This window comes from Pseudomonas sp. NFACC14 (assembly GCF_900106885.1).
In the GTDB taxonomy this organism is placed as follows: Bacteria; Pseudomonadota; Gammaproteobacteria; order Pseudomonadales; family Pseudomonadaceae; genus Aquipseudomonas; species Aquipseudomonas fluorescens_AA.
Map to the genome: position 1 here is coordinate 64,369 of NZ_FNOA01000013.1, position 18,307 is coordinate 82,675.

Consider the following 18,307-nt stretch of genomic DNA (forward strand, 5'->3'; position numbering starts at 1 on the left):
AGGCTCAGTCAAACGGAACGAAATCGCAGGATCTGCGCGCCGTCGAAAGGGTCGATCAGGTAATGGGCGTGCACGCCGAACGTATCCTGCAAGCGTTGCGGGGTCAGCACCTCCAGAGGCTTGCCTAGCGCCACCAGCCGACCCCGCTCCAGTACCGCCAGGCGGTCACAGGTCAACGCCTGGTTCAGGTCGTGCAGGGCGATGACCGTCGTGACAGGTAGCGCTTGCACGACTTTCAGGATGGCGAGCTGATGCTGGATATCCAGGTGATTAGTGGGTTCGTCCAGCAAGAGAATCTGTGGGCGCTGGGCCAGGGCCCGAGCGATGTGGACACGTTGGCGTTCACCGCCGGACAGACTGTGCCAGGTGCGGTTTTTCAAGTGCGCCGCATCGACGTCCCACAGCGCCTGCTGGACGATGGCGGCGTCTTCGTTGGACCACGGGCTCAAGGCTGATAGCCACGGCGTTCGGCCCAAGGCAACGGCGTCGAACACGCTGATCGCATCCAGTGTGTCGGCCTGTTGCTCAACCACGGCCAGGGTCTGCGCGACGGTTCGCCGTGCCAGCGTCTTGAGGGGCTGGTTGTTGAGCTGAATGTCGCCCCGGCTGGGGGCACGTACGCCCGCCAGCAGTTTGAGCAGTGTGGATTTTCCCGAACCGTTGGGCCCGACGAGGCCCAGGGTTTCGCCCCGACGGATGTCCAGGTGGATATCGTGCAACAACTCGGCGTCCCGCACATGGAACCCGAGGCCGGAACAACTCAGCACGGATTCGCCGATGACAGCGGTGACGGCATTCATCGGGCATTTCTCCGACCGATCAGGATCAACGCGAACACTGGAGCGCCCACCAGTGCAGTGATGACGCCGACCGGGATGACTTGGCCTTTGATCAGCGTTCGGGAGAATACATCGGCGGCGATCAGGAACACCGCGCCACCCAACGCGCTTGCTGGCAACAGGCGCGCATGCCGGGTGCCCAGCAACAAACGCACGGCATGGGGAATGACCAGCCCGACGAAACCGATGGAGCCCACGATCGACACCATCACCGCTGTCACCAGTGCCGCGCAACTGATCAGCAGAAATTGCACCCGGCGTACCGGAATGCCGAGGGAGGCGGCCGAGTCGGCGCCAAAGGTAAAGGCGTCCAGCGCCCGCCGATGCCACAGGCACACCGCGAGACCGATCAATGCCACGGGCACCGACAGCCACACCGACGGCCAACGGACCCCACTGAGATTTCCCAGCAACCAGAACATGATGCCGCGAGCTTGTTCGGAGCTGGCGGACTTGGTAATCAGAAACGCGGTGAGCGCATTGAACAACTGCGAGCCGGCAATGCCGGCCAGGATGATCTGCCCGGTGCCAGCGGGTGAGCGACTGGCGCGGGCCAGCAAAACGACCACGGCGAACGCGGCAACGGCCCCGGCGAAGGCCCCGGCCGACAACGAAACCAGACCCGCCCCAATGCCCAGCAGCGCCACCAGTACCGCGCCTGTCGAGGCGCCGGCGGAGATGCCGAGCAGGTAAGGATCGGCCAATGGGTTGCGCAACAGCGATTGCAAGATCACCCCGCAGGTCGCCAGGCCCGCACCGCAGGCCGCTGCCACCAGCGCACGGGTCAGCCGGTAGTTCCAGACGATGCCTTCGTCTATCGGGTCGAGGGTATAACCTGCCGCCCACAGTTTGTTGGCCAGCACCTGGAACACCACACTCGGCTCGATACTCGTTTCACCGATGGCCACACCGGCAATCACTGCCAGGAGCAGCGTCACCAACGCCAGCAACGTTCGAATCAGCGTCGGAATCATTTCGGCAGGTCGTAGCCGCTGATGGCCGTCGCCAGGGTTTCCAGGCCGTCGAACATTCTGATGCTCGCTTGCATGGCCATCGCATCGAGAATGATGATGCGGTTGTTTTTCACCGCGTCCATATTGCGGGTCACCGGGTCACTGCGCAGGAATTGCAGTTTCTTTTCATGGTCATCCGCTGGAAAACGTCGGCGATCCATGCGGGCAATGACCAGGAAGGTCGGGTTGGCCTTGGCGATGGTTTCCCAGCCGACGGTCGGCCATTCCTCATCGGATTCAACCACGTTGCGCACGCCCAGGGTACTGAGCATGAAGTCAGGAATGCCCTTGTGCCCGGCTACGTAGGGGTCAATGTCCAGACTGGCGCTGGAGAACCAGAACAGCGCACTCGTCTGCTTCAGATCCTTGGCCTGCACCGTGGCGATAGACTTCGCCAGGCTGGCCTTGAGTTGGGCGTTCAACTGCTGGCCACGCTCCTGTACGTCGAAGATTTCAGCCAACTGGCTGATGCTCTTGTAGATACTGTCGATGCGAAACGCCTCCAGCCGCGTGCCATCCGCACCGACCAGATTATCCTTGGCCTCGCAATCGGAGGGCATCAGGTAGGTCGGGATCTTCAGTTCATGAAACTGCTGGCGGGTACCGACCACGCCTTGCGGCCCGACCATCCATTCCAGTTCCACCGCCACCAGTTGCGGACGTTTGCCGATCACCGCCTCGAAGCTCGGCTCGTTATCGGCCAGGCGTTCGATCTTGTCGTTCTGCGCCTTGTACTTCATCTGCACATCGTTGAACCAGAGCGAAGTGCCGACCACCTTGTCGCTCAACCCCATGGCATAGAGCATTTCAGTGCCGGCCTGGCCGATGGTCACGGCGCGACTGGGTGCTTGCTCAAAGGTCAGTGTGCTGCCGCAATTCTCGAGGGTCAGGGGATAGTGAGTCGGGGCCGCGTGGGCGAGGCTCGGCAGACCCAGGGCAATGACGAAGGGGACAAGGCGGGGCAGCAGCATGATGCAAACTCCAGTTGACCGTACACGGAGCAGGGGACGGACTGGAAAACACATCATCGAACGCTGTCGCTGCCGATCGGCCCAGTGACGCGCAACGCAAGGATGCTCTTCCCGGACACCCCGCCGGTTAGTGATTGACTTGGCCGGCAGGTCTCCTGACTGATGCGTCATCGCCTGGCTCCAGCCTTCCCGGGGCGATCCCAGTGGCCATTGAGGAGCAGGCTCAGCACCTACAGTTGCGGGGGCAGTTCCGTTTGATGCCGTGCGAGGCATCTCGGATTCCCTATTAGTCCCGTGGGGGAACCGGCGGTCGGCATGTTAGTCGATCGGGGTGTTTATCACCACTCGCCACTGAGAGGCGTTCTCCTGGCATCGTACGATTGCGGGAATGATTTTCGGGAGGTGCGGCATAGCGCCGCTTCTTGCTATTCTGATCGCCCTCTTCATGGACGAACACTGAGACAAGCCATGGTTAACTACGCCCCGTCACACATCGGGAAGATATTGCTGGGCCTGCTGTTTGCCCTGATTGGTATCGGTTTGTTGAGCATTGCCATCAATCTCACGCTTGAGCGACGCGAGTTTCTCGACCGCGCACAGACCGCCGATGGCATCGTCAGCCACTTGAATGCCGGTGGTTCGCATCCTGAGATCGCCTTCACCACGAGCAGCGGTGAAAACATCTCCTACCCCCAGGGTGGCTTCATCTTCGGCTATCAGCAGGGTCAGCCGGTGCGGGTGCATTACCTGCCCGAGCAGCCGGCCAACAGCGCCATCGTCGATGACTCGGCCGCGCTGTGGGGCACTTCCGGGGTCCTGGGTCTTATCGGTCTGGTGTTCACGCTCGTCGGTCTGGCAAAAGCTATCCGTCAGCGCGGTCGCGGTACGGTTCATTCACATAAAGGACTTTAACGTATGAGCTACAACATCCCGATCCCGGTCAATGAAAGTCGCTGGCAGTATCAGACCGCCAGCGGCGGCGGCCTGACCGTGGTCATGGTGGCGGGCAGTGGCGGTTCGATCACCCTGCGTTCGCCCCAGGGCGAGGACGTCAGCTACCGCTACGGCGGCGTCGGAGTAGGTGCCGGATTTGGTGCGCGGCTGCCGCGTTTCGGCAAGATCAATATCCAGATCAAGGGCAAGGGTGTGTCGGCAGCGGGGGCGGCGGAGGCTTTTCCCAGCACCGGCAAGGTGTTTGTCAGCGATGCCTTGGCCGCTCGCGACCTGACCAGTGACGACATCACCGGGCCTTGCATGTACACCGAAGTAGGGGTGGGCCTGGGAATCGGTGGTTCGGCCACGGCGCTGTTGTTCGGGCTCGATCCCAAGCTGCTGGCGTTGTCGGTGGCCCTGAGTTCCAACCCGGCGACCTCGCTCATTGCATCCGCCACGGTCAGCCGGCAATTGGCGCGGTCGGCCAAGGGGGCGCTGGTCATGGCCGGCATAAACGCTGGCTTGCAGGCCGGTGGTGGTGGCGCGATTTACATAGGTTATCTGTTCTAGTCGGATTGTGGAGTAATGCCACGGCTATCCCGGCATGCATGCCGGGATGCCCACTCCACAATGCCTGCGTTCGGCCAGCGTGGTTAACGGGGCGCCCAAGATCAAAAGCCAAGCGAGGTGGCCTCATAGCCGGTCTGGCTTAGAGTGAACGCGTTCCTTCTGTGGGAGCGAGCTTGCTCGCGAAAGCGGAGGATCAGTTTGCGGTGATGTGGCTGTGCTGACGTCATCGCGAGCAAGCTCGCTCCCACAGGTTTTTGTGTCGTGTGCAGATACTGTGAACATCCACACCCCCATGTGGGAGCGAGCTTGCTCGCGAAAGCGGAGGATCAGTTTGCGGTGATGTTGGCTGTGCTGACGTCATCGCGAGCAAGCTCGCTCCCACAGGTTCTTGTGTCGTGTGCAGATGCTGTGAACACCCGCGAGTCCATGTGGGAGCGAGCTTGCTCGCGATGACGGTGGTTCAGTGACATAAATGCCGGAGTGAGGGCATGCCGAGCCCTGGCGAGGCACCGAGTGGTGGCCATATTGAATGGACTCTGGAAATCGAGGCATGCATCAAGTCCAGTCATGCACATCACTGGAAGGTGATTTCGTGACCAGTTGCAGACGAAGTGCGCAGTGTACGCAGCCCCAGAAGCACTATCAGCACCATGGCCAGGCCAGCGGCAATCGCGACGCCGAACCCTGCCTGCGCGCCACAGGCGTCGATGACCAGGCCCGCCAATACGCCGCCGAGCGCTACGCCGATGCTGACGCCGGTCGACATCCACGTAAACCCTTCGGTGATCCTGGAAGGCGGAACAATCATCGTGCCGAGATTCATGATGATGACCATCGTTGGCGCAAACGACATGCCTGCCAAAAATAGCATGCCGGAAAGGACGTAGACGTTCGGTGAAAGAATGGGCAACACAGCAGTGACTGCCGTTACCAGCGACCCGATAAAAAACTGCTGGTCAATCGGCATGGAAACCCTCAAGGCGCCGAACGTCAGGCCTGCGATCAGTGAGCCGAGGGCATAGGTTGCCAGGATGAAGCTGGCAGATGCCGGCCAGCCCTGTGCGTTGGCGAAGGCGACAACCGCCACGTCAACGGATCCTCCAATGACGCCCATCGCCAACAGTGCGAGCACGATGGTAGGAACGCCGGGGATAAGCAAGGTCGAGCCTGTGCTCCTCGCTGTGCCCACGACCACCTTCGGTTCCGTCTGCCGCTGCATGAGAAACGCCGTCACACCGACCATCAACAACAAGACCGCAGCAAGGGGCCCGGCTTGGGCGAAAACACTGATGCTCAAACCAATGGCAAGTGGCGGGCCGATGACAAAGGCCAGTTCAGTTATAACGGTATCCAGGGAAAAGGCTGTGTGCAGCTGTGGCTTACCACGGAAAAGCTGTATCCAGCGTGCCCTTATCATGGCGGGCATGCTTGGCATCGTGCCCGCCAATGTCGCGAGAATAAACAGCAGTGTGACAGGAGCGCTCATGTATACGGCAATGATCAGCGCGAGCAGCATACTGGTGCTGAAGGCCGCCAGAGGGGGCAGAACCCTGCGTTGCCCCCGCCGGTCGACAAGTTTCGATACTTGCGGACCGATAAGCGCAGTCGCCAGGGTATAGGTACCGGCGACCGCGCCTGCCAGCCAATAAAGTCCTGTCTGCTGCACCAGCATGGTGATGATGCCAATGCCGATCATCGCCTGTGGCAGACGGGCAATGGCGCTCGTCATCACTAGCCCGATGGCGCCCGGGGTGGAGAAAAGTTCGCGGTAGGGGTTGGCCATGATGCTTCCTTTATCATGTGACACTGATGAATAACCCGCTGCCTGTGACACAAACGAATGGGACGGCAAACCGGAGGCTGGTCATTTGAGCACGCCTGCGAATGGGCCGTTACACGTTATTCGGGCAGGACAGCTATTCAAGCAAACGAAGCCCAGGGGTAGGCGGGCAGCGGATTGATATCGGACGGTTCTGGGTTGCACCGAGATGCTCCAACGCAAAAGCCCCGCATCGCGGGGCGATAACGGGGCTTTTTGGGATGCTGCGTGGAGCGGCGTGGCCGGGTCAGACGTTAAAGCGGAAGTGCATCACGTCGCCATCCTTGACGATGTATTCCTTGCCTTCCAGGCGCCATTTACCCGCTTCCTTGGCGCCCGCTTCGCCCTTGTACTGGATGAAATCCGAGTAGGCGATGACTTCGGCACGGATGAAGCCTTTTTCGAAGTCAGTGTGGATCACACCGGCGGCTTGCGGTGCGGTGGCACCCACGCGGACGGTCCAGGCGCGCACTTCTTCGACACCGGCGGTGAAGTAGGTCTGCAGGTGGAGCATCTCGTAGCCGGCGCGGATCACGCGGTTCAGGCCAGGCTCTTCCAGGCCCAGGGCCTCGAGGAACATGTCTTTCTCTTCACCGTCGTCCAGCTCGGCGATTTCCGCTTCGATCTTGTTGCAGACCGGAACGACCATGGCGCCTTCTTCCTCGGCAATGGCCTTGACCACGTCCAGGTGCGGGTTGTTCTCGAAACCGTCTTCAGCGACGTTGGCGATGTACATGACCGGTTTGGTGGTCAACAGGTGGAAGCCCTTGATCACCAGCTTCTCGTCGGTGCTCATGTTCTTCATCAGGCTGCGCGCAGGCTTTCCTTCGGTGAAGTGGGCGATCAACTGCTCCAGCAGACCCTTCTGCACAACCGCGTCCTTGTCACCGCCCTTGGCGTTGCGGGCAACTTTCTGCAGTTGTTTTTCGCAGCTGTCGAGGTCGGCGAAAATCAGTTCCAGGTCGATGATTTCGATGTCGCGCTTCGGGTCGACGCTGTTGGAGACGTGAATCACGTTCTCGTCTTCGAAGCAGCGCACCACGTGGGCGATGGCATCGGTTTCACGGATGTTGGCCAGGAACTTGTTGCCCAGGCCTTCGCCTTTCGACGCGCCAGCCACCAGGCCTGCGATGTCGACGAATTCCATGGTGGTCGGCAGGATGCGCTTGGGGTTGACGATAGCCGCCAAGGCTTCCAGGCGCGGATCGGGCATCGGCACGATGCCGCTGTTCGGCTCGATGGTGCAGAAGGGGAAGTTCTCGGCCGCGATACCGGATTTGGTCAGGGCGTTGAACAGGGTGGACTTGCCGACGTTAGGCAGGCCGACGATGCCGCAATTGAATCCCATGGTGTTTCCCCTCGGATAAGTGTCAGGCCTTCTGGCTGTGCAGGTTTTTCATCGCGCGGTTCCATTCACCGGCGAGAATATCCGGCAGCACGCCGAGGGCAAAGTCGATGCTGGCATCGAGTTTTTCCTGTTCGGCGCGAGGCGCACGACCCAGGACAAAGTTAGAAACCATACTGGCAACGCCCGGGTGGCCGATGCCAAGCCGCAGGCGATGAAAGGTATTCTGATTGCCCAGTTGCGCGATGATGTCGCGCAACCCGTTGTGACCGCCATGGCCGCCGCCTTGCTTGAGCTTGGCAACGCCCGGAGGCAGGTCGAGTTCGTCGTGGGCCACCAGGATTTCTTCAGGCTTGATGCGAAAGAAACCGGCCAATGCCGCCACGGCCTGGCCGCTGCGGTTCATGTAGGTGGTGGGAATCAACAGGCGAACATCCTGACCCTGGTGCGAGAAGCGCCCGGTCAGGCCGAAATACTTGCGATCGGCCGCCAGGCTGACGCCTTGTGCGTGCGCGATGCGCTCAACAAAAAGGGCCCCTGCGTTATGCCGGGTCTGTTCGTATTCAGCGCCTGGATTTCCCAGGCCAACGATCAGTTTAATGGCAGTCACGATAGGGGCCCTTCCTGGAGTGTGGATAACGATGTCGCAATCAGGCGGTGTTGCGACAGTGGACGAAAATGGCGGATTTACCGTTGAGTAAACTTCGCGTTCTCGCCCGCTGTCTCGCTACGTTCCAGTCCGCGATGTTTCCGGTCACTCCGGCGACAGAGTGAAATTACTCTGCAGCGCCTTCTTCAGTGGCTTCTGGAGCAACACGTGGAGCGTGGACGTTGGCAACAGCCTTGTCGTCGCCGTGCGCCAGAGCAACAAACTCAACGCCTTTAGGAGCCTTGAGGTCGGACAGGTGAATGATCGTGCCGACTTCGGCGTCAGCCAGGTCGACTTCGATGAATTCAGGCAGGTCTTTCGGCAGGCAGGAAACTTCCAGCTCGGAAGTCACGTGCGAGATTTCGCCGCCTTTCTTGACCGGAGCAGCTTCGTTGATGAAGTGCACTGGAACAACAGCAGTCAGCTTCTGACCGGCAACAACGCGGACGAAGTCAGCGTGCATCACGTGGCCTTTGGCCGGGTGACGCTGCAGGGCTTTGATCACGACGTTTTGCTTGGTGCCGCCAACGTTCAGCTCGATGATGTGGCTGTAGGCCGCTTCGTTTTCGAGCAGTTTGGCAACTTCTTTGGCCAGCATGCTGATGGACTCAGGGGCTTTGTCGCCACCGTAGACTACAGCTGGAACCAGGCTTGCGAGACGACGCAGGCGGCGGCTCGCACCTTTCCCCAGGTCGGAACGCACTTCAGCATTCAGAGTAAAATCGTTCATGTTGTATCTCCAAAATAGCCATGACCGAGTGACGTTTGCGACCAGCGTCAGGCACGGTATGGGCAAAAAAGCCCCGCCCCGACAGGTGATGTCGGGGCGGGGCGCTTTTCGTCAACGGGATGTCCTGGAAAGGGCGGGGCCCTTAGCGGAACATCGCGCTGATCGATTCTTCATTGCTGATGCGGCGAACCGCTTCGGCAACCACCGGTGCGATATCCAGTTGACGGATACGCGCACAGGCTTGTGCTGCAGCGGACAGCGGAATGGTATTGGTCACCACCAGCTCGTCCAGCACGGAATTTTCAATGTTCTCGATTGCCCGACCGGACAGCACAGGGTGTGTGCAGTAGGCAAAGACCTTGGCCGCGCCATGCTCTTTCAGGGCCTTGGCCGCGTGGCACAGGGTGCCGGCGGTATCGACCATGTCATCGACCAGGATACAGGTGCGCCCTTCGACGTCGCCGATGATATGCATCACTTCGGAGTGATTGGCTTTCTCACGGCGTTTGTCGATGATACCCAGATCCACGCCCAAGGATTTGGCGACAGCCCGTGCACGCACGACACCGCCAATGTCCGGGGACACGATCATCAGGTTTTCGAAGCGCTGATCTTCGATATCATCCACCAGGACGGGGGAGCCGTAGATGTTATCCACGGGAATATCGAAGAAACCCTGAATCTGGTCAGCATGCAGATCAACCGTGAGGACACGGTCGATGCCGACTACGGTGAGCATATCAGCCACGACTTTCGCGCTGATGGCCACACGTGCGGAACGCGGACGGCGATCCTGACGGGCATAACCAAAGTAAGGAATAACAGCAGTGATACGAGTAGCCGAGGAACGGCGGAAGGCATCAGCCATCACGACGAGTTCCATCAGGTTATCGTTGGTCGGAGCGCAAGTCGGCTGAATAATGAAGACGTCTTTACCGCGAACGTTTTCATTGATCTCGGCAGTGATTTCGCCGTCGGAAAATTTACCGACAGAAATGTCACCGAGAGGGATATGCAGCTGACGTACGACACGCCGAGCCAGATCGGGGTTGGCGTTCCCCGTAAAGACCATCATCTTGGACACGCGCAGTACCTGAAGGCTGAGGGTATACCTGGATGAGTATAGGAAAATGGCAGGGGCGGCTGGATTCGAACCAACGCATGGCAGGATCAAAACCTGCTGCCTTACCGCTTGGCGACGCCCCTGTATCTGTTGCTGCGAGTGCCCAGCACTCGATTCCTTTTAGAGCAGGTCTTGCAGCTTGCGATGCAACATCGAAACGTTGCTTCCTTTTGCCACAAACCCTGTAAGGGTCTCTGTAAGAAGGGCCGAGACTTTATCAGCTTCAGCTTTGCTTGGGAAGCCCCCAAACACACAACTTCCAGTTCCGGTGAGTTTTGCTTCGGTAAATTTACCTAGCAAATTCAAAGCGTTACGAACATCTGGATAACGCCTTGCTACCACCGGTAAGCAGTCATTTCGACTGTTTCCCTTGGGAACGGGGCGCACTTTAATGGGAGGAGAGTTGCGTGTCAACAGTGGATCTGAAAAAATTTCTGCTGTACTTACAGATACTTGCGGCACCAGCACCAAGTACCAGGGTTCCTCGGGTTCCACTGGGGTGAGTTTTTCCCCGACGCCCTCGGCGAAAGCGGCGTGGCCACGCACGAAAACCGGCACGTCGGCGCCCAGCGTCAGGCCCAGGGCAGCCAGGCGATCGATGTCCCAGCCAAGCTGCCACAAATGGTTGAGGCCCAATAAAGTCGTCGCCGCATTCGAGCTGCCGCCACCGATGCCGCCGCCCATGGGCAGGATTTTTTCGATCCAGATATCGATGCCCAGCCTGCAACCGGATTGCGCCTGGAGTTGTTTCGCGGCCTTGACGATCAGGTTGCTGTCGTGGGGCACGCCTTCGAACTCGGTGTGCAGATGAATCTCGCCGTCGTCACGCACGGCGAAGGTGATGTCGTCGCCGTAGTCCAGGAACTGGAAGATCGTCTGCAACTCGTGGTAGCCGTCCGGACGACGGCCGAGGATGTGCAGCATCAGGTTGAGCTTGGCCGGAGAGGGCAGGGTCAGGCGTGCAGCGGTCATGTCATTGCCCCAGCTTGCGCGGCTGCCATTGCTTGATCACCAGCGTGACGTCGAGGTCGCTGCCATGCAACTTGATGCGTTCGGGCAGCCAGTAGCCGTTCTGCTGGGCATAGCTGAGGTACTCGATCTGCCAGTCATCCTGTTCCAGGTTGGACAGGCGACTGTCGGCGTCGAGGGTCAGGCGACTTTTACTGTCCGGTGCCGGCAGCCCGCGGACCCACCAGGTCAGGTGGGAGACCGGCAGTTTCCAGCCCAGCTGTTCTTCCAGCAGCGCTTCGGGGGTGGGAGCCTCGTAGCGTCCCTGATTGGCGACTTCCAGGGAAACCTGGCCCGGCCGGCCAGTCAGGCGGGCCGCGCCGCGCCCCAGTGGGCCCGACAGGCGAATGTCGTAGTAGTCCTGGCGTTGCAGCCAGAACAGCGTGCCGCTGCCCGAGTCTTTCGGGGCGCGGATGCCGATCTTGCCGTCGATCTGCCAGCCGTCGAGGCCGCTCAGTTGTTGCTTGTGCTCGCGCCACTGGGCCTGGTTGCCCTGGCCCTGGACGGATTCACGGGCGCCGAAGCCCGCGCAACCGGCGAGCAAGGCAATGAAGCTGAAAACGATGAAATGGCGCAAAAACATAATTTTAAAGAGTCTCGGATCCGGTCAGGCGTTTGATGGTGCTGCGCAGGATAGGGCTGTCAGGCTGATCCTTGAGGAATCGGCTCCAGATCTGCCGGGCTTCGCGTTGTTTGCCGTTGGCCCACAGGACCTCGCCCAGGTGAGCGGCGACTTCCTGATCGGGAAAACGCTCCAGGGCCTGGCGCAACAGGCGTTCGGCTTCGTCGAGATTGCCCAGGCGGAAATTCACCCAGCCAAGGCTGTCGAGTACCGCCGGGTCTTCCGGATTGATCTGGTGGGCCTGTTCGATCAGCAGCTTGGCTTCGTCATAGCGGGTGGTGCGATCCGACAAGGTGTAGCCCAGGGCGTTGAGGGCCATGGCGTTGTCCGGGTCACGCTGGATGATCAGGCGCAGGTCTTTTTCCATCTGGGCCAGGTCATTGCGTTTTTCCGCCAGCATGGCGCGGGTATACAACAGGTTCAGATCGTCCGGGTACTGCTTCAGGGCTTGCTGCAGTACGTTCCAGGCCTTGTCGCTCTGATTGTTGGCCGCCAGGGTTTCGGCTTCAATCAGGTACAACTGGATGCCATAGTCCGGCTGGGAGTCGCGTTGTACCGCGAGGCGGCTCTGGGCATCGGCGGTCTTGCCATTGCTGATCAGGATATCGGCCTGGCGCAACTGCGCCGGCAGATAGTCGTTGCCCGGGCCGACCTGGGCGTACTCGATCAGTGCGCTCTCGGGGTCGTTGCGTTCCTCGGCGATGCGACCCAGGTTCAAATGGGCCGAGTCGACATGGCTTTCCCGGGCGATCAGGTCTTCCAGATAACCCTTGGCCTCTTCCCAGGCCTTGGCCTCCAGGCAGACCAGTGCCAGGGAATAGCGCAGCTCGTCGTCTTCCGGGTATTGCTGGACCAGGCTGGAGAACTCCACCTTGGCGTCGTCCATGCGGTTGTTTTCCACCAGCATGCGGGCGTAGGTGAGCCGCAGGCGTTTGTCGTCCGGGTACTTCTTGATGCTTTTTTCCAGCAGCGGCAAGGCTTCGTCGCCGCGGTTCAAGCCTTGCAGCAGGCGGGCACGCAGCAGGATCGGCGCCACTTCGCCGGCTTCCGGCGGGTTGTCTTCCAGCAGGGTGAGGGCGCCCTGGGTGTCGCCATCCTGTTGCAGCAGCAGGGCCTTGCCGAAAATCAGCTGGCCGTTATTCGGGTGGCGCTGCAACAGGCGATCGAAGCTTTTCATCAGGCCGTTGCGGGTTTCCTGGTCGGTGTCGGCGGCCGACAGCGCCAGGAAGTCGAAATGGGTGTCGCCCTTGCCCAGCAGGACTTTCTCCATATAGACCATGGAGTCGTCGTAGCGCCCTGCCCGGGCCAGTTGCACGGCGGCGGCGCGCTGCGCTTCCAGGTCATCGGGGGCGTTCCTGGCCCAGATCAGTGCGGTATCCAGCGCGGGTTGGTCGGCGCCCAGGTATTCGGCAATGCGAAATGCCCGTTCGGAGATGCCCGGGTCCTGGGTATTGATGGCCTGGGTCACGTAGTTGTCCAGCGCAATGTCGAAGCGATTGCGCTGGCCTGCCAGTTCGGCGCTCAACAGGCTGAAGATGGTTTCTTCGCTGAACGAGCCATAGACCTTGGGTTTTTCAGGGGCCTGCACGCTGTCTTCGACTGGCGGCGTACCGTCCGTCGAAACGGGGGCCATGGACTGGCAGCCGCTGAGCAAGGCAAGGGCGAGGAGCAACGCGGAAGATCTATTCATATAGGAAGAGGACGACTAACCTGCGGTCGGATCATCATGACACAAGCCTTGGGTCAAACATAACCGCCCCGTCGATTTACAACCCAGGGCAGGGCGATAGAGATCGAGTGGTTGTTCTGAATCTGACGAAGTAGGACAATTACCGGCTTCACGTCACCATCAGCGACCTTGAATGGCCTTCCTTGCACTCGGTATTAACCACAAGACTGCTTCAGTAGACGTCCGCGAGCGCGTGGCCTTTACGCCAGAGCAGCTGGTTGAGGCCCTGCAGCAGCTCTGCCGGCTCACCGACAGCCGCGAAGCTGCGATCCTCTCCACCTGCAATCGCAGTGAGCTTTATATAGAACAGGATCACGTTTCGGCCGATTCAGTGCTGCGCTGGCTGGCCGAATATCACAACCTGAGCCTTGAAGAGCTGCGCGCCAGTGCCTATGTGCACGAAGACGATGCGGCCGTTCGTCACATGATGCGCGTCGCCTCGGGGCTCGACTCGCTGGTGCTGGGCGAGCCACAGATCCTCGGCCAGATGAAATCGGCCTACGCCGTGGCCCGCGAGGCCGGCACCGTCGGCCCGCTGCTGGGGCGCTTGTTCCAGGCCACCTTCAATGCCGCCAAGCAGGTGCGCACCGACACCGCCATCGGCGAGAACCCGGTGTCGGTGGCGTTCGCCGCCGTCAGCCTGGCGAAACAGATTTTCAGTGATTTGCAACGCAGCCAGGCGCTGTTGATCGGCGCCGGCGAGACCATCACCCTGGTCGCTCGCCATCTCCACGACCTGGGTGTGAAACGCATTGTCGTCGCCAACCGGACCCTGGAGCGGGCCAGCACCCTGGCCGAACAGTTCGGTGCCCATGCGGTGCTGCTGTCGGACATTCCCGCCGAGCTGGTGCACAGCGATATCGTCATCAGTTCCACCGCCAGCCAGTTGCCGATCCTCGGCAAGGGCGCCGTGGAAAGTGCCCTGAAGCTGCGCAAGCACAAGCCGATTTTCATGGTGGACATCGCCGTTCCCCGGGACATCGAGCCGGAAGTCGGCGAGCTGGACGATGTTTACCTCTATAGCGTCGACGACCTGCACGAGGTGGTGGCCGAGAACCTCAAGAGCCGGCAGGGCGCGGCCCAGGCGGCGGAAGAGATGGTCAGCGTCGGCGCCGAGGACTTCATGGTGCGCCTGCGCGAGCTGGCGGCGGTGGATGTGCTCAAGGCGTATCGTCAGCAGAGCGAACGCCTGCGCGACGAGGAGTTGCAAAAGGCCCAGCGCCTGCTGGCCAACGGCGGCAGTGCCGAGGAGGTGCTGGTGCAACTGGCCCGCGGCCTGACCAACAAGCTGCTCCACGCCCCCAGTGTCCAGCTCAAGAAGCTGACTGCCGAGGGCCGCCTCGATGCGCTGGCCATGGCCCAGGAACTCTTTGCCCTCGGTGAGGGCTCACCGGATAGCTTTTCGGATAAAAAACCGCAATGAAAGCGTCGCTGCTCAACAAACTGGACATCCTCCAGGACCGTTTCGAAGAATTGACCGCCTTGCTGGGAGATGGCGAAGTCATTGCCGACCAGAACAAATTCCGCACCTATTCCAAGGAATACGCGGAAGTCGAGCCGATTGTCGCCACCTATAAACAGCTGCTTAAAGTGCAGGGCGACCTCGAAGGCGCCCAGGCGCTGCTCAAGGACAGCGACCCGGACATGCGCGAAATGGCCGTGGAGGAAGTGCGCGAAGCCAAGGAGCAGTTGCTCGAACTGGAAAGCAACCTGCAACGCATGCTGCTGCCCAAGGACCCGAATGACGGGCGCAACGTGTTCCTCGAGATCCGTGCCGGCACCGGCGGCGACGAGGCGGCGATTTTTTCCGGCGACCTGTTCCGCATGTATTCGCGTTATGCCGAGCGTCGCGGTTGGCGCGTGGAGATCCTGTCGGAGAACGAAGGCGAGCACGGCGGCTATAAAGAAGTCATCGCCCGGGTCGAAGGCGACAATGTCTACGGCAAGCTCAAGTTCGAATCCGGCGCCCACCGCGTGCAGCGCGTGCCGGCCACCGAATCCCAGGGGCGTATCCACACCTCGGCCTGCACCGTGGCGGTATTGCCCGAGCCGGACGAGCAGGAAGCCATCGAGATCAACCCGGCGGACCTGCGGATCGACACCTACCGTTCCTCCGGGGCGGGCGGCCAGCACGTCAACAAGACCGACTCGGCGATCCGCATCACCCACTTGCCCTCGGGCATCGTGGTCGAGTGCCAGGAAGAACGTTCCCAGCACAAGAACCGTGCGCGGGCCATGGCCTGGTTGTCGGCCAAGCTCAACGACCAGCAGACCAGCGCCGCGGCCAATGCCATCGCCAGCGAACGCAAATTGCTGGTGGGCTCGGGCGATCGCTCCGAACGGATTCGCACCTACAACTTCGCCCAGGGCCGGGTCACCGACCATCGCGTCAACCTGACCCTGTATTCCCTGGACGAGATCCTGGCCGGTGGTGTCGATGCGGTCATCGAGCCGTTGCTGGCCGAATACCAGGCCGACCAGTTGGCGGCGATTGGCGAGTAAGCACAGGTGAATAAATGACCATCATCGCCAGTCTGTTACGCGCCGCCGAGCTGCCGGATTCGCCCACGCCACGGCTGGATGTCGAGTTGTTGCTGGCCGCTGCCCTGGGCAAGTCCCGCAGCTTCCTGCATACCTGGCCCGAGCGGATCGTGCCCAGCGAGGCGGCGCTGCTGTTCTCCGAATACCTGCGTCGCCGTCGCTCCGGCGAGCCGGTGGCCTACATCCTCGGGCAACAGGGTTTCTGGAAACTCGACCTGGAAGTCGCGCCCCATACGCTGATCCCGCGTCCCGACACCGAACTGCTGGTGGAAACCGCACTGGCCTTGCTGCCTGCGACACCGGCCCGGGTCCTGGACCTGGGCACCGGCAGCGGCGCGATTGCCCTGGCGTTGGCCAGTGAGCGTGCGGCCTGGAACGTCACGGCGGTCGACCGGGTGCTGGAGGCCGTGGCCCTGGCCGAACGCAATCGCCAGCGCCTGGACTTGCGTAATGTCACGGTATTGAGCAGCCACTGGTTCAGCGCCTTGGAGGGCGAGCGTTTCCAGTTGATCATCAGCAACCCGCCGTACATCGCGACCAGCGATCCGCACCTGGCCGAGGGTGACGTGCGTTTCGAGCCGGCCAGTGCCTTGGTGGCCGGGCCGGACGGGCTCGATGATCTGCGCCAGATCGTGGCCCAGGCGCCGGCGCACCTCGAACCGGGTGGCTGGCTGATGCTCGAGCATGGTTACGATCAGGCCGAGGCGGTGCGCGATTTGCTGGGCGCCCAGGGGTTTGTCGAGGTCCACAGCCGCAAGGACCTGGGGGGCCATGAGCGCATCAGCCTGGGGTGCCTGCCGTGCTGAACGATCAGGAGCTGTTGCGCTACAGCCGGCAGATTCTGTTGCAGCATGTCGACATCGACGGCCAATTGCGTCTCAAGCAAAGCCGCGTGTTGATCATCGGCCTCGGCGGGCTCGGCGCCCCGGTGGCGTTGTACCTGGCCGCCGCTGGCGTGGGTGAGATGCACCTGGCGGATTTCGACAGCGTCGACCTGACCAACCTGCAACGCCAGGTCATTCACGACACCGACAGCGTCGGCCTGGGCAAGGTCGATTCGGCGATGCGGCGCCTGGGGGCGATCAACCCCGAGGTTCGGTTGGTGCCTCACCGGGCCGCCATGGACGAAGACAGCCTGGCCGCTGCGGTCGCGGCGGTGGATGTGGTGCTCGACTGCTCGGACAATTTCTCGACCCGCGAAGCGGTGAACGCGGCCTGTGTCGCGGCGGGTAAGCCGCTGGTCAGCGGCGCGGCGATTCGCCTGGAAGGGCAGTTGTCGGTGTTCGACCCGCGTCGCCCTGAAAGCCCTTGCTACCACTGCCTCTACGGCCATGGCAGCGAAGCCGAGCTGACCTGCAGCGAAGCCGGTGTGATCGGGCCGCTGGTGGGGTTGGTGGGCAGTCTGCAAGCCCTTGAAGCCTTGAAGCTGCTGGTCGGTTTCGGCGAGCCGTTGGTGGGACGGCTATTGCTGATCGACGCCCTGGGCACGCGTTTCCGCGAATTGCGGGTCAAGCGCGACCCGGGGTGCAGTGTCTGTGGTGGCTCGCATGAATGACGCACCGGTGGGCGTGCTGGACTCGGGCGTCGGCGGGCTGTCGGTGCTGGGGGAGATCCGTCAGTTGCTGCCCGATGAGTCGCTGCTGTATGTGGCTGACTGTGGGCACATTCCCTACGGCGAGAAGAGCCCGGAATACATCCGACAACGTTGCGCGATCATTGCCGACTTTCTCTTCAGTCAGGGCGCCAAGGCGTTGGTGGTCGCCTGCAACACCGCTACGGTGGCCGCGGTCGCCGATCTGCGGCGCGATTTTCCCCGCTGGCCGATCGTCGGCATGGAACCGGCGGTCAAACCGGCGGCCGCCGCAACCCGTAGCGGTATCGTCGGGGTGCTGGCGACCACCGGCACCTTGCAGAGCGCCAAATTCGCCGCCTTGCTCGACCGTTTCGCCACCGATGTGCGCGTCATCACCCAGCCGTGCCCGGGCCTGGTCGAATTGATCGAGGCGGGGGACCTGCACAGCCAGGCCCTGCATCAACTGCTGCAACACTACGTCGAGCCGTTGCTTGCAGCCGGCTGCGATACGCTGATCCTGGGCTGCACCCACTATCCATTCCTCAAGTCTTTGCTCAAGGACATGATCCCAAGGCACATCAGCCTGATCGACACCGGCGCCGCCGTGGCCCGGCAACTTCAGCGCCTGTTGGCCGAACGTGGGTGGCTGGCAGAGGGGGCGCCCCATGAAACGCAATTCTGGACCAGCGCAGACCCGATACATTTGAGAAAAATCCTACCGCTGCTATGGCATTCGTCTGGCGTTGTGCGAAGCTTCGAACTGTAAGAAAAACGTGAAAATTGTGTGAAACGGGCTGAACTTCTGTTTTACCGCGGATTTCTATAGCTTTGTCTGTTTGTAA

General features: G+C 61.2%; 18 protein-coding genes, 1 tRNA gene and 1 riboswitch. Of the genes, 7 read left to right on the forward strand and 12 right to left on the reverse strand.

The features are described 5' to 3' along the window. Positions 1-8 precede the first annotated feature (8 nt). From BLU85_RS19230 to BLU85_RS19240, 3 genes are read right to left on the reverse strand one after another with little or no spacing between them, the layout of a single operon-like run. A complete protein-coding gene (locus tag BLU85_RS19230) occupies positions 9-800 on the reverse strand; it encodes an ABC transporter ATP-binding protein (protein WP_092202483.1) in 792 nt (263 codons plus the stop codon). Next, positions 797-1,813: a FecCD family ABC transporter permease gene (locus tag BLU85_RS19235; RefSeq protein WP_092202485.1), complete on the reverse strand. Its 1,017-nt coding sequence runs from the start codon at positions 1,811-1,813 to the stop codon at positions 797-799. Before BLU85_RS19235 ends, BLU85_RS19230 begins: the two co-directional genes overlap by 4 nt. Beyond that, positions 1,810-2,823 carry an ABC transporter substrate-binding protein gene (locus BLU85_RS19240; protein ID WP_092202487.1) on the reverse strand — a complete coding sequence of 338 codons (1,014 nt, stop codon included), beginning with the start codon at positions 2,821-2,823 and terminating at the stop codon, positions 1,810-1,812. Before BLU85_RS19240 ends, BLU85_RS19235 begins: the two co-directional genes overlap by 4 nt. A gap of 127 nt (positions 2,824-2,950) precedes the next feature. Beyond that, positions 2,951-3,146, reverse strand: a riboswitch (cobalamin riboswitch). A gap of 145 nt (positions 3,147-3,291) precedes the next feature. On the opposite strand from BLU85_RS19240, the gene BLU85_RS19245 reads away from it, so the two are divergent. Further along, entirely contained in the window at positions 3,292-3,735 is a 444-nt protein-coding gene (locus tag BLU85_RS19245; RefSeq protein ID WP_092202489.1) for a DUF3592 domain-containing protein, read from the forward strand. Positions 3,736-3,738: 3 nt separating this feature from the next. Continuing rightward, positions 3,739-4,326: a hypothetical protein gene (locus BLU85_RS19250; protein ID WP_092202491.1), complete on the forward strand. Its 588-nt coding sequence runs from the start codon at positions 3,739-3,741 to the stop codon at positions 4,324-4,326. A 574-nt stretch (positions 4,327-4,900) separates the two neighbouring features. On the opposite strand, the gene BLU85_RS19255 is transcribed toward BLU85_RS19250, so the two are convergent. The 9 genes from BLU85_RS19255 to BLU85_RS19295 all read right to left on the reverse strand — a co-directional run bounded on the left by BLU85_RS19255 (position 4,901) and on the right by BLU85_RS19295 (position 13,312). After that, a complete protein-coding gene (locus tag BLU85_RS19255) occupies positions 4,901-6,109 on the reverse strand; it encodes an MFS transporter (protein WP_092202493.1) in 1,209 nt (402 codons plus the stop codon). 283 nt (positions 6,110-6,392) lie between these two features. After that, positions 6,393-7,493 carry a redox-regulated ATPase YchF gene (gene ychF / locus BLU85_RS19260; protein ID WP_060740647.1) on the reverse strand — a complete coding sequence of 367 codons (1,101 nt, stop codon included), beginning with the start codon at positions 7,491-7,493 and terminating at the stop codon, positions 6,393-6,395. Positions 7,494-7,515: 22 nt separating this feature from the next. Next, on the reverse strand, positions 7,516-8,100 hold the full coding sequence (gene pth / locus BLU85_RS19265) for an aminoacyl-tRNA hydrolase (protein ID WP_003185374.1): 585 nt from the start codon (positions 8,098-8,100) through the stop codon (positions 7,516-7,518). 166 nt (positions 8,101-8,266) lie between these two features. Further along, positions 8,267-8,869: a 50S ribosomal protein L25/general stress protein Ctc gene (locus BLU85_RS19270; RefSeq protein ID WP_060740648.1), complete on the reverse strand. Its 603-nt coding sequence runs from the start codon at positions 8,867-8,869 to the stop codon at positions 8,267-8,269. Between the two features lie 142 nt (positions 8,870-9,011). Continuing rightward, the gene (locus BLU85_RS19275; protein WP_003171603.1) at positions 9,012-9,953 is read right to left on the reverse strand and encodes a ribose-phosphate pyrophosphokinase; all 942 of its coding nucleotides are present in this window, start codon (positions 9,951-9,953) and stop codon (positions 9,012-9,014) included. Between the two features lie 47 nt (positions 9,954-10,000). Then, positions 10,001-10,075 (reverse strand) — tRNA-Gln (locus BLU85_RS19280). 37 nt (positions 10,076-10,112) lie between these two features. Further along, on the reverse strand, positions 10,113-10,964 hold the full coding sequence (gene ispE / locus BLU85_RS19285) for a 4-(cytidine 5'-diphospho)-2-C-methyl-D-erythritol kinase (RefSeq protein ID WP_092202495.1): 852 nt from the start codon (positions 10,962-10,964) through the stop codon (positions 10,113-10,115). Between the two features lies 1 nt (position 10,965). Next, positions 10,966-11,583, reverse strand: coding sequence for a lipoprotein insertase outer membrane protein LolB (gene lolB, locus BLU85_RS19290; protein ID WP_092202497.1), 618 nt, complete (start codon positions 11,581-11,583; stop codon positions 10,966-10,968). Positions 11,584-11,587: 4 nt separating this feature from the next. Then, entirely contained in the window at positions 11,588-13,312 is a 1,725-nt protein-coding gene (locus BLU85_RS19295) for a tetratricopeptide repeat protein (protein WP_092202499.1), read from the reverse strand. A gap of 172 nt (positions 13,313-13,484) precedes the next feature. On the opposite strand from BLU85_RS19295, the gene hemA reads away from it, so the two are divergent. The 5 genes from hemA to murI are packed head-to-tail and all read left to right on the forward strand — an operon-like array spanning position 13,485 to position 18,231. Beyond that, complete coding sequence (hemA, locus tag BLU85_RS19300) at positions 13,485-14,774, forward strand: glutamyl-tRNA reductase (RefSeq protein WP_092202501.1); 1,290 nt, start codon at positions 13,485-13,487, stop codon at positions 14,772-14,774. Continuing rightward, complete coding sequence (prfA, locus tag BLU85_RS19305) at positions 14,771-15,853, forward strand: peptide chain release factor 1 (RefSeq protein WP_092202503.1); 1,083 nt, start codon at positions 14,771-14,773, stop codon at positions 15,851-15,853. Before hemA ends, prfA begins: the two co-directional genes overlap by 4 nt. A gap of 14 nt (positions 15,854-15,867) precedes the next feature. Then, the gene (prmC, locus tag BLU85_RS19310) at positions 15,868-16,698 is read left to right on the forward strand and encodes a peptide chain release factor N(5)-glutamine methyltransferase (protein WP_092202505.1); all 831 of its coding nucleotides are present in this window, start codon (positions 15,868-15,870) and stop codon (positions 16,696-16,698) included. After that, positions 16,692-17,447 carry a molybdopterin-synthase adenylyltransferase MoeB gene (locus tag BLU85_RS19315; RefSeq protein WP_092202647.1) on the forward strand — a complete coding sequence of 252 codons (756 nt, stop codon included), beginning with the start codon at positions 16,692-16,694 and terminating at the stop codon, positions 17,445-17,447. Before prmC ends, BLU85_RS19315 begins: the two co-directional genes overlap by 7 nt. After that, positions 17,440-18,231 carry a glutamate racemase gene (gene murI, locus BLU85_RS19320; protein ID WP_092202507.1) on the forward strand — a complete coding sequence of 264 codons (792 nt, stop codon included), beginning with the start codon at positions 17,440-17,442 and terminating at the stop codon, positions 18,229-18,231. The genes BLU85_RS19315 and murI overlap by 8 nt, the downstream gene beginning before the upstream one ends. Positions 18,232-18,307 lie beyond the last annotated feature (76 nt).

Coding starts and splice junctions, on each gene's coding strand:
- BLU85_RS19230 (WP_092202483.1), bottom strand. CDS start 800: ATGAATGCCGTCACCGCTGTCATCGGCGAATCCGTGCTGAGTTGTTCC.
- BLU85_RS19235 (WP_092202485.1), bottom strand. CDS start 1,813: ATGATTCCGACGCTGATTCGAACGTTGCTGGCGTTGGTGACGCTGCTC.
- BLU85_RS19240 (WP_092202487.1), bottom strand. CDS start 2,823: ATGCTGCTGCCCCGCCTTGTCCCCTTCGTCATTGCCCTGGGTCTGCCG.
- BLU85_RS19245 (WP_092202489.1), top strand. CDS start 3,292: ATGGTTAACTACGCCCCGTCACACATCGGGAAGATATTGCTGGGCCTG.
- BLU85_RS19250 (WP_092202491.1), top strand. CDS start 3,739: ATGAGCTACAACATCCCGATCCCGGTCAATGAAAGTCGCTGGCAGTAT.
- BLU85_RS19255 (WP_092202493.1), bottom strand. CDS start 6,109: ATGGCCAACCCCTACCGCGAACTTTTCTCCACCCCGGGCGCCATCGGG.
- ychF (WP_060740647.1), bottom strand. CDS start 7,493: ATGGGATTCAATTGCGGCATCGTCGGCCTGCCTAACGTCGGCAAGTCC.
- BLU85_RS19270 (WP_060740648.1), bottom strand. CDS start 8,869: ATGAACGATTTTACTCTGAATGCTGAAGTGCGTTCCGACCTGGGGAAA.
- ispE (WP_092202495.1), bottom strand. CDS start 10,964: ATGACCGCTGCACGCCTGACCCTGCCCTCTCCGGCCAAGCTCAACCTG.
- lolB (WP_092202497.1), bottom strand. CDS start 11,583: ATGTTTTTGCGCCATTTCATCGTTTTCAGCTTCATTGCCTTGCTCGCC.
- BLU85_RS19295 (WP_092202499.1), bottom strand. CDS start 13,312: ATGAATAGATCTTCCGCGTTGCTCCTCGCCCTTGCCTTGCTCAGCGGC.
- hemA (WP_092202501.1), top strand. CDS start 13,485: ATGGCCTTCCTTGCACTCGGTATTAACCACAAGACTGCTTCAGTAGAC.
- prfA (WP_092202503.1), top strand. CDS start 14,771: ATGAAAGCGTCGCTGCTCAACAAACTGGACATCCTCCAGGACCGTTTC.
- prmC (WP_092202505.1), top strand. CDS start 15,868: ATGACCATCATCGCCAGTCTGTTACGCGCCGCCGAGCTGCCGGATTCG.
- murI (WP_092202507.1), top strand. CDS start 17,440: ATGAATGACGCACCGGTGGGCGTGCTGGACTCGGGCGTCGGCGGGCTG.